This is a genomic window from Methanobrevibacter sp. 87.7 (assembly GCF_002208625.1).
Classification (GTDB): domain Archaea; phylum Methanobacteriota; class Methanobacteria; order Methanobacteriales; family Methanobacteriaceae; genus Methanarmilla.
Genome location: NZ_MRCT01000085.1, coordinates 1 through 8,352 on the forward strand (window position 1 = coordinate 1; position 8,352 = coordinate 8,352).

General features: G+C 24.2%; 7 protein-coding genes and 1 riboswitch. Of the genes, 2 read left to right on the forward strand and 5 right to left on the reverse strand.

Annotated elements, in window-relative coordinates:
- Positions 1–118 precede the first annotated feature (118 nt).
- From pyrB to hisG, 3 genes are all read right to left on the reverse strand, one after another.
- Positions 119–1,060 carry an aspartate carbamoyltransferase gene (gene pyrB / locus BGI41_RS05270; protein ID WP_088539230.1) on the reverse strand — a complete coding sequence of 314 codons (942 nt, stop codon included), beginning with the start codon at positions 1,058–1,060 and terminating at the stop codon, positions 119–121.
- A 221-nt stretch (positions 1,061–1,281) separates the two neighbouring features.
- Entirely contained in the window at positions 1,282–1,767 is a 486-nt protein-coding gene (locus tag BGI41_RS05275) for a flavodoxin domain-containing protein (protein WP_088539232.1), read from the reverse strand.
- A 322-nt stretch (positions 1,768–2,089) separates the two neighbouring features.
- A complete protein-coding gene (gene hisG / locus BGI41_RS05280) occupies positions 2,090–2,956 on the reverse strand; it encodes an ATP phosphoribosyltransferase (protein ID WP_088539234.1) in 867 nt (288 codons plus the stop codon).
- A gap of 171 nt (positions 2,957–3,127) precedes the next feature.
- Between hisG and BGI41_RS05285 the strand changes: the two genes are divergently transcribed.
- Positions 3,128–4,453 carry an amidohydrolase family protein gene (locus BGI41_RS05285; protein WP_088539235.1) on the forward strand — a complete coding sequence of 442 codons (1,326 nt, stop codon included), beginning with the start codon at positions 3,128–3,130 and terminating at the stop codon, positions 4,451–4,453.
- A gap of 406 nt (positions 4,454–4,859) precedes the next feature.
- Here BGI41_RS05285 and tfrA read toward each other — a convergent pair whose 3' ends face one another.
- Positions 4,860–6,536: a fumarate reductase (CoM/CoB) subunit TfrA gene (tfrA, locus tag BGI41_RS05290; protein WP_088539237.1), complete on the reverse strand. Its 1,677-nt coding sequence runs from the start codon at positions 6,534–6,536 to the stop codon at positions 4,860–4,862.
- Positions 6,537–6,780: 244 nt separating this feature from the next.
- Positions 6,781–7,422 carry a 3,4-dihydroxy-2-butanone-4-phosphate synthase gene (gene ribB, locus BGI41_RS05295; protein WP_088539239.1) on the reverse strand — a complete coding sequence of 214 codons (642 nt, stop codon included), beginning with the start codon at positions 7,420–7,422 and terminating at the stop codon, positions 6,781–6,783.
- Between the two features lie 97 nt (positions 7,423–7,519).
- Positions 7,520–7,654, reverse strand: a riboswitch (FMN riboswitch).
- Between the two features lie 213 nt (positions 7,655–7,867).
- On the opposite strand from ribB, the gene BGI41_RS05300 reads away from it, so the two are divergent.
- On the forward strand, positions 7,868–8,248 hold the full coding sequence (locus BGI41_RS05300) for a DUF120 domain-containing protein (RefSeq protein ID WP_088539241.1): 381 nt from the start codon (positions 7,868–7,870) through the stop codon (positions 8,246–8,248).
- Positions 8,249–8,352 lie beyond the last annotated feature (104 nt).

The following is an 8,352-nucleotide window of genomic DNA, read 5'->3' on the forward strand; positions in this document are numbered from 1 at the left end:
GTTTTAGAGAAATTATTTTATTATAAAGTTTTAATATTATGAAAAAAATAGTATATGGTTTTATAATAATTATAAAACCTAAAAATCTTTAATCTAAAAACTGTTTTTTAATATTAAATTATTCTGGAAATTTAGGATTATTTAATATTAAATTTTTTAATATAGCCATTCTTACTGGAACAGCATTAAATGCTTGTTGGAAATATTTATTGTGTTTTGTATTATCAACATCATATGCAATTTCATTTACTCTTGGTAAAGGATGCATTACAATAAGATCTTTTCCTTTTAACATATCATGATTAATAAGATATGCATCTTTAATTTTTAAGTATTCTTCTAAATCTGGGAATCTTTCTTTTTGAATTCTTGTATCATATAATACATCAATATCATCTATAACTTCATTAAGATTCTCATTTTCTTTAAATTTAATATTATTCTTTTCAAGATCTTCAAGAATTTCTCTAGGCATTCTAAGTTCTTTTGGTGCAACAAATGTCATTTCAACATTATATAATCCAAGTGCATATGCAAGTGAATGGACTGTACGGCCATATTTTAAATCACCTACAAGTGCAACTTTAAGGTTTTCAATATGTCCAAATTCTTTTTTCATTGTGTATAAGTCAAGTAATGTTTGTGTTGGATGTTGAGCTGCACCATCACCAGCATTTATTACAGGTATATCTACAATTTCTGATATGAATTTAGATACTCCTTCAAGTTCATGTCTTATTACAAGTGCATCAGAGTATGATTCAATCATCTTTGCAGTATCTGCAATACTTTCTCCTTTTACAATAGAAGAGGAAGTACTATTATCAAAACCTATACATTCTCCACCTAATCTTTTCATTGATGTTTCAAATGATAATCTAGTTCTTGTAGATGGTTCAAAAAACATCATTCCAAGTATTTTACCTTTTAATAAATCAGAACTAACTTGAGATTTAGCAACACTTTCAAGTTTGGTTGCTTCATCTAAAATAAAATTTATATCTTCTTTATCAAAATCATTAATTGATATAACATTTTTTAGATTAAAAATTGTAATCACCTAAAATTGAAATTTATTTTAATTGTTTGTTTATTATTATAATTAAAATTTTTTTAAAAATTCTTAATTTCTTATTTTTTTTAATTTTTAAATTTGGTTTTTAGATGTTTTTTTAGTGTTGTTCTTATTTTTTTTAATTTTTAAATTTGGTTTTTAGATGTTTTTTTAGTGTATTATTATAATCTTAAGTAGTATTGTTAAGTATTTTTTAGTATACATGATTAATTATTATGATTTTTAAAATTATCATTCATTTCATTTATTTCATTAATTAACTCTTTTACATTTTTTTTATTTAGTTTTTTAATCTCATCAGAGTCCATTTTATTTTTATTATTAAATATTCCAGATTTATTTCTTTCTAAGAAATATTTTTTAGTATATGAGGCACTAACAAGTTCTTTTGAAAATGATTTATAGAAATATTTATCTACTTTTTCTCTATCATAGCATATAATAAATAATGCAAAGTTTTTACCTTTTAGTGTTTTTATATTTCTTTTAACATATCTTTTTAAGTTTCCTGGAATATTTCCTCTTTTAATAGATCCGCCTAATATTATGAAATCATATTTTAATAAACATGTATCTTTAGCTTTTTTTACAGGGAATGCTCTTTTAAATTCGCAATTAATATTATCTAATATTTCTTTTGATAGGTTTTCTGCATTACTATTTATTTTATCATAAATAATTAGGGTTCTCATATTATCTCTCTAAAGTAATTTTATTATATTTAAAACATTTAATAGTTTTAAAAGATTCATTCCCTTTGTTTTTATAAAATTCTTTAATAGATTTAGAATAATGTCGTTTTTAGTATTATTTTTATAAATTATGTAAAATATTGAAGTATTTAGAGTTTTAAATTAAAAAATATTTTCTATAAGATTCTTAATTTTTATAATAAATCTTCTTAATATATTAAAAATATTATTAGATGTTTATTTTATATTTAAGATAATAAACTTTTTTTTATTGATTTTAAAATTATATAATAATTAAGTAAATAATTAATTAAAGATTTAATTAATTAATTACTCTTTCAATTGGTACAACAAGAATGTCTTTTGCACCAGCTAATCTTAAATTATTTACTAATGTAAATACTACTTCTTCATCAACTACTGTTTGAACTGCAACCATATCTTCTTTAGATAATATTTCAGATATTGTTGGCCCACTCATTGCAGGAATAACATCTTTTACTTTATTAAGATCATTTTTATTAACATTCATTAAAAGTAATTTTTTATTTCCTGCATTAATTACTCCTTTTATTCCAGTTTCAACAGCATTAATAAGGTTTTCTTTTTCTTTAAGACTATCTTTATTAGCTATTAATTTAATTGAACTTTCAAGAATTGTATCTATGATTTTAAGATGGTTTGTTTTAAGTGTAGTACCAGTACTTGTTAAATCAGTAATTGCATCTGCAATACCAATTAATGGTGCAATTTCTGTTGAACCTGCAAGTTTAACAATTTCTATATCAGTTATTCCATTTTCTTCAAGATATTTTTTTGTTAAATTTGGAAATTCAGTTGCAACTCTCATATCACTTGTTAAATCATTAACACTTTTAATATCTGATGTTTCTGGACTAGCAAGTACGAGTTTTGTTTGTCCAAAATCTAAATCAAATAATTCTTCAACATTTGCATCTTTTTCCTTAATTAAATCATGGCCAGTAATACCCATATCTACAATTCCTTCTTCTACAAATGTTGGAATATCACTAGCACGTGTAAACATAACATCTATATTTGGATTAAATGTTTTTGACATTAATTTCCTATTAGTACTGTCTTTTAATCTTAAACCAGCTCTTTCAAGTATTTCTATTGATGGATCACTTATACGTCCTTTTGATGGTATAGCTATTTTTAATTTCATTTACATTACCTAGATAATTTAATTAATTTAAAAATTATAAGATTATGATTATCTTAAATTGTATTTTCCTCTAAATATCATTTATATAATTTAGTTTTTTTTAAATATTATTAAAATATAATTATATATATTATATTTTTATATCTTATTAATTAATTATTGTGATATCTTATGGAAACAAGTAATATTTTAATTAAAAATGGAACTGTTTTAAATCCAAAACTTAATGGAGAAGTAGAATATAGTAAATCCTCAATATTAATTGAAAATAATAAAATTTCTGAAATTAGTGAAAATATTGAAGATTCTAATGCAGAAAAAATTATTGATGCTAAAGGTAAAATTGTAATGCCTGGTCTTATAAATACTCATACTCACTTACCTATGACTTTATTTAGAAGTCTTGCTGATGATTTAGAATTAGATTCATGGTTAAATGATTATATTTGGCCAATGGAAGCAAATTTAAATAGTGAGTACTCTTATGCTGGTGCAATGTTAGGTGCTTTAGAAATGATAAAATCTGGTACAACTACTTTTACTGATATGTATTTTTATATGGGTGATGTCGCTCGTGCAGTAAAAGAATCTGGAATAAGAGGAGTTTTATCTTATGGTATGATTGATTTTGGTGATGCTGAAAAAAGAGAAAATGAATTTAAATCTAATATTAAATTAATCAAAGAATTTAATAATTATGCTAATGGTAGAGTAACTACTATGTTTGGACCTCATTCTGTTTATACTACCTCTCCAGAATTAATTGAAAGAGTAAGAAAAGAAGCAGATAAGTATAATGTTGGAATTCATATTCATATGAATGAAACTAAAAAAGAAATTGATGATTGTCTTGAACTTAGAGGTAAAAGACCATTTGAATATCTTGATGAACTTGGTTTATTATCTTCAGATGTTTTAGCAGCTCATTGTGTATGGTTATCTGATAATGAAATTAAATTAATTAAAGAAAATGATGTTAAAGTTTCTCATAATCCTTGTAGTAATATGAAACTTGCTTCAGGTGTTGCACCTATTGCTAAGTTATTAGATAATGATATTTGTGTATCTTTAGGTACTGATGGTGCATCAAGTAATAATAATCTTGATTTATTTGAAGAAATGAAGTTTGCTGCTTTATTGCAAAAAGTTTCAACTTTTAATCCTAAAGTTTTATCTGCTGAAGAGACTATTTCAATGGCTACTATTAATGGTGCTCATGCTTTAGGTTTAGATAAAGATATTGGATCTATAGAAGTAGGTAAAAAAGCAGATATTATTCTTGTTGATACTAATCGTCCAAATTTTACTCCACTTGGAAATTCATTATGTGCTAATCTTGTATATTCTGTTAATGGAGATAATGTTGATACTACAATTTGTGATGGAAAAGTTCTTATGGAAAATAGAAAATTAGTATCTCTTAATGAGCAAAGTATTATTGATAATACTAAAACTGCAATATCTGATTTATTAAGCTTAAAAGAATCTAATAATTAAATTTATTTTTTTTATTTAGATTTCTTAAGTACTTTTTTTTATTATATAATTTATTTTTTTATTTTAATTAAGGATTCTGTCTTTTATTTATTAAGATTTATAATTTATTTTTTTATTTTAATTAAGGATTCTGTCTTTTATTTATTAAGATTTATAATTTATTTTTTTATTTTAATTAAGGATTCTGTCTTTTATTTATTAAGATTTATAATTTATTTTTTTATTTTAATTAAGGATTCTGTCTTTTATTTATTAAGATTTATAATTTATTTTTTTATTTTAATTAAGGATTCTGTCTTTTATTTATTAAGATTTATAATTTATTTTTTTATTTTAATTAAGGATTCATTTATTAATCATTAAAATTTAAAATTTATTTATTGATTAGTAAAAAGAAAAAATTAATTTACTCATCAAGAGTAAATTTTGCTTCTCTTTTAACAAATCTAACTTTAGTTGGTCCAAAAACAATACTTTTTTGCCAACCTTTTTTTGTTTCAGGGAAATCTTCTCTAAAGTGTGCACCTCTACTTTCACGTCTTAATATTGCTGATTTTACAACAAGTATTGCGACTTCACACATATTTATTGCTTCTAATGCATTTTGAAGATCTTTATTATAATATTTAGTGTTTTTAACATCCATATTTTGAAGTTCATTTTCTTTTAAATCAAGAAGACGTTTAAGACCTAAACGTAAATGGTTTTCATCACGTATAATAGAAGTATTTTCCCACATTATTTTTTTAATTTTATTTTTAACTTCTTTTGGTTTAATATTACCTTTAGATATAAGATTTTTAATACGTTTTTCCTCTTTCTCTATTTCTTCTTCATTAATTTCAAACTCTTCAATTTCAGATGCTATTGCAGCTGCTTTTCCTGCTCTTTTTCCAAATACTTGTGTATCTGCAAGTGCATTTCCACCTAAACGGTTAGCTCCATGAACTCCACCTGCAGCTTCACCACATGCATATAAACCTTCAATTGTTGATTTACAGTCTTCATTTATAAATACTCCACCCATAAAGTGGTGAGCAGTAGGTGCAACTTCCATTGGCTCATTTTTAATATCTACACCAACATCTTTAAATTGTTCTACCATAGTTTCAAGTTTTTCATCAATAATATCATCATCAAGGTGACTAATATCTAGGTATACTCCTCCATCTTCAGTACCTCTACCTTCACGAATCTCATTATATATTGATCTTGCAACTATATCACGTGTAGCAAGTTCTCCTCTTTCATCATAATTAAACATAAATCTTTCATGATTTTTATTATAGAGTATTCCACCTTCTCCACGTACTGCTTCAGTTACAAGAACTCCAGCTTTTGATTTAGGTTTAACCATACCTGTTGGATGGAATTGTACTTGTTCCATATCAACTAAATTTGCTCCTGCATCCCATGCAAGTGCATATCCATCACCATTTTTTTGTACTGTATTTGAACTTACTGGATAAAGTTGTCCTGCTCCTCCACTTGCAATAATTACTTCTTTTGCTTGGAAGAATATTGTACTAGAATCTTTTAAATTAAATCCAACTGCACCTATAACTTTTGGGAAATCATCAGTGTTTTTAATTAATTTTGTAATCATAACTTCATCAATTGTTTCTATACCTAATTTAGTTACTTCTTCTTTAAGTGCAGTTATAATTTCATGGCCTGTTCTATCTCCTGAAAAACAAGTTCTTCTATATTTTTGGCCACCAAATGGTCTTTGATTAAGTTTACCATTTTCTTGTCTATCAAATAATGCACCATAATTTTCAAGATCTATTAATCTAGCTGGTGCTTCATCAACAAGAATATTTACAAGTTTACTATCATTAAGATAACTTCCACCTTTTAATGTATCTTCAAAATGTGCTTTTTTTGTATCTTCAGAATCTACAAATCCGAATGTAGCATTATATCCACCTTCTGCCATTCCAGTACATCCTGATTTAAATGATAATCCTTTTGAAACTATAATTGGTTTTAATCCTTGTTTTTTTACCTCTATAGCTGCTCTTGATCCTGCCCCTCCAGAACCAATAATCAATACATCTGATTTAATAATTTTACTTTCCATATAAAATTCCTCATTTTTATTAATAGAAAATTAATCTTTAAAATTTATTTTATTAACTTTAAATTTTAGAAATTATGATTTATTAATTTAATATAATAATCTATAAGATTATTTAATATAATAAATTTATTTAAAATAAGTAGTTTTTTAATATTTAGATATTTAATTATTAAGATTTTTATTTAAGAATTGTTTAAAGTTTTAAAAAAAGTTTTAAAAAAATTAAATTTTTATTTAAAAAAATCTAATTTTCATGGGTTTTTCTATATTTTTTAATATCTTCAATGGTTACAATAGGCATATCTCTTTCTTTAGAAAATTCTATAACATCTGGCATTCTTGCCATTGTACCATCTTCTTTTGTAATTTCACATAATACACCACATGGTGTAAGGCCAGCTAATTTCATCATATCAATATTAGCTTCAGTATGACCATCACGTTCAAGGACTCCACCATTTTTAGCTCTTAATGGGAAAACATGTCCTGGATGATGTAAATCTTCAGGTTTTGCATCTTTTTTAGATGCTGCTTTTACTGTAGTTACTCTGTCTGCTGCACTTACACCAGTTGTAACTCCTTCTGCAGCTTCAATACTTATAGTAAATGCTGTACCATAAGTACTTGTGTTTTCTTTTACCATTAATGGTAATTCTAATTCATCTGCTTTTTCATCACTCATACATAAACAAACAATTCCACTACCTTCTCTTATTAAAAGAGCCATTTGTTCATTTGTAAGATAATCTGATGAGAAGAACATGTCTCCTTCATTTTCTCTATCTTCATCATCTGTTACTATAATTCCTTTACCTTTTTTAAGGTAATCTATAGCAGTATTTACACGTTCTTCATATGTTCCTTTTAGCATATTTTCTTGATTCATAGTAATCTCCTCGATTTTATTAAATAGTGTTCTAGATTTCTTAGAATCAGGGCAAAAAAAGATATTATACTTATAATTAATTAAATAATTATATATTCTACATTCTCTTTCATCCGGACTTTAACCGTTGGTTTTGGACTTTAACCAAATCAACACTCTTGTGCTCGTGGACTTTTTAATATAATATTAAATTACCACCAGTGGAGAATTTCACTCCGCCCTGAGAATAATTAATTTCTATTTAATATACTATTTATTTTCTATTAATATATAATTTTATATTCCTTTTTTTAATTTGAATTATTTTTTTACTTAAATTCTCTTTTTTCTTAATTTTTTTTAAAATTTTAGTTATTTTTAAATACTGGATTTTAATATATTTATATATTTAAATATAATTTTAACTATAATAATTAATAGAATTTTTTTTATAAAGAGGTATACTATGGAAATTAATGGTACTGTTACATCAGGTTTTGGAAAAGCTGCATATTTTTTAGGTCAAGATTTTTATAAATCTCAATTTAAAGCTAAATGTGGTTTTATTCCTTATCCAGGTACTTTAAATCTTACAGTTCCTGAAAAAGATCTTAATAAAATTAATAATATAAAAAATAGTTGTAATAATGTAATTAAATCTGATCAAGGTTTTGGTGGAGTTAAATATATTAAAGCAAAATTAGAAAATTCTGTTACTGGAGCTATTGTTTTTCCAGATAAAACAACTCATGAAGAAAATTATTTAGAATTTATTGCTAAAGATAATCTTAGAAAAAAATTAAATTTAAAAGATGGAAATAAAGTTTCTTTAGAAATTAATATTTAATTCTTTTTTATTATTATACCTATTTTATACTCTTTATCAAACTTTTTTTAATAATTAAATATTTTTAATTAATATCAATTTTTACTTATAACTTATAACTTATA

Excerpts from the sequence above, each read along its gene's own strand:
- ribB (WP_088539239.1), bottom strand. The coding sequence starts at position 7,422 with ATGAATCAAGAAAATATGCTAAAAGGAACATATGAAGAACGTGTAAAT.
- BGI41_RS05285 (WP_088539235.1), top strand. The coding sequence starts at position 3,128 with ATGGAAACAAGTAATATTTTAATTAAAAATGGAACTGTTTTAAATCCA.
- tfrA (WP_088539237.1), bottom strand. The coding sequence starts at position 6,536 with ATGGAAAGTAAAATTATTAAATCAGATGTATTGATTATTGGTTCTGGA.
- BGI41_RS05275 (WP_088539232.1), bottom strand. The coding sequence starts at position 1,767 with ATGAGAACCCTAATTATTTATGATAAAATAAATAGTAATGCAGAAAAC.
- BGI41_RS05300 (WP_088539241.1), top strand. The coding sequence starts at position 7,868 with ATGGAAATTAATGGTACTGTTACATCAGGTTTTGGAAAAGCTGCATAT.
- hisG (WP_088539234.1), bottom strand. The coding sequence starts at position 2,956 with ATGAAATTAAAAATAGCTATACCATCAAAAGGACGTATAAGTGATCCA.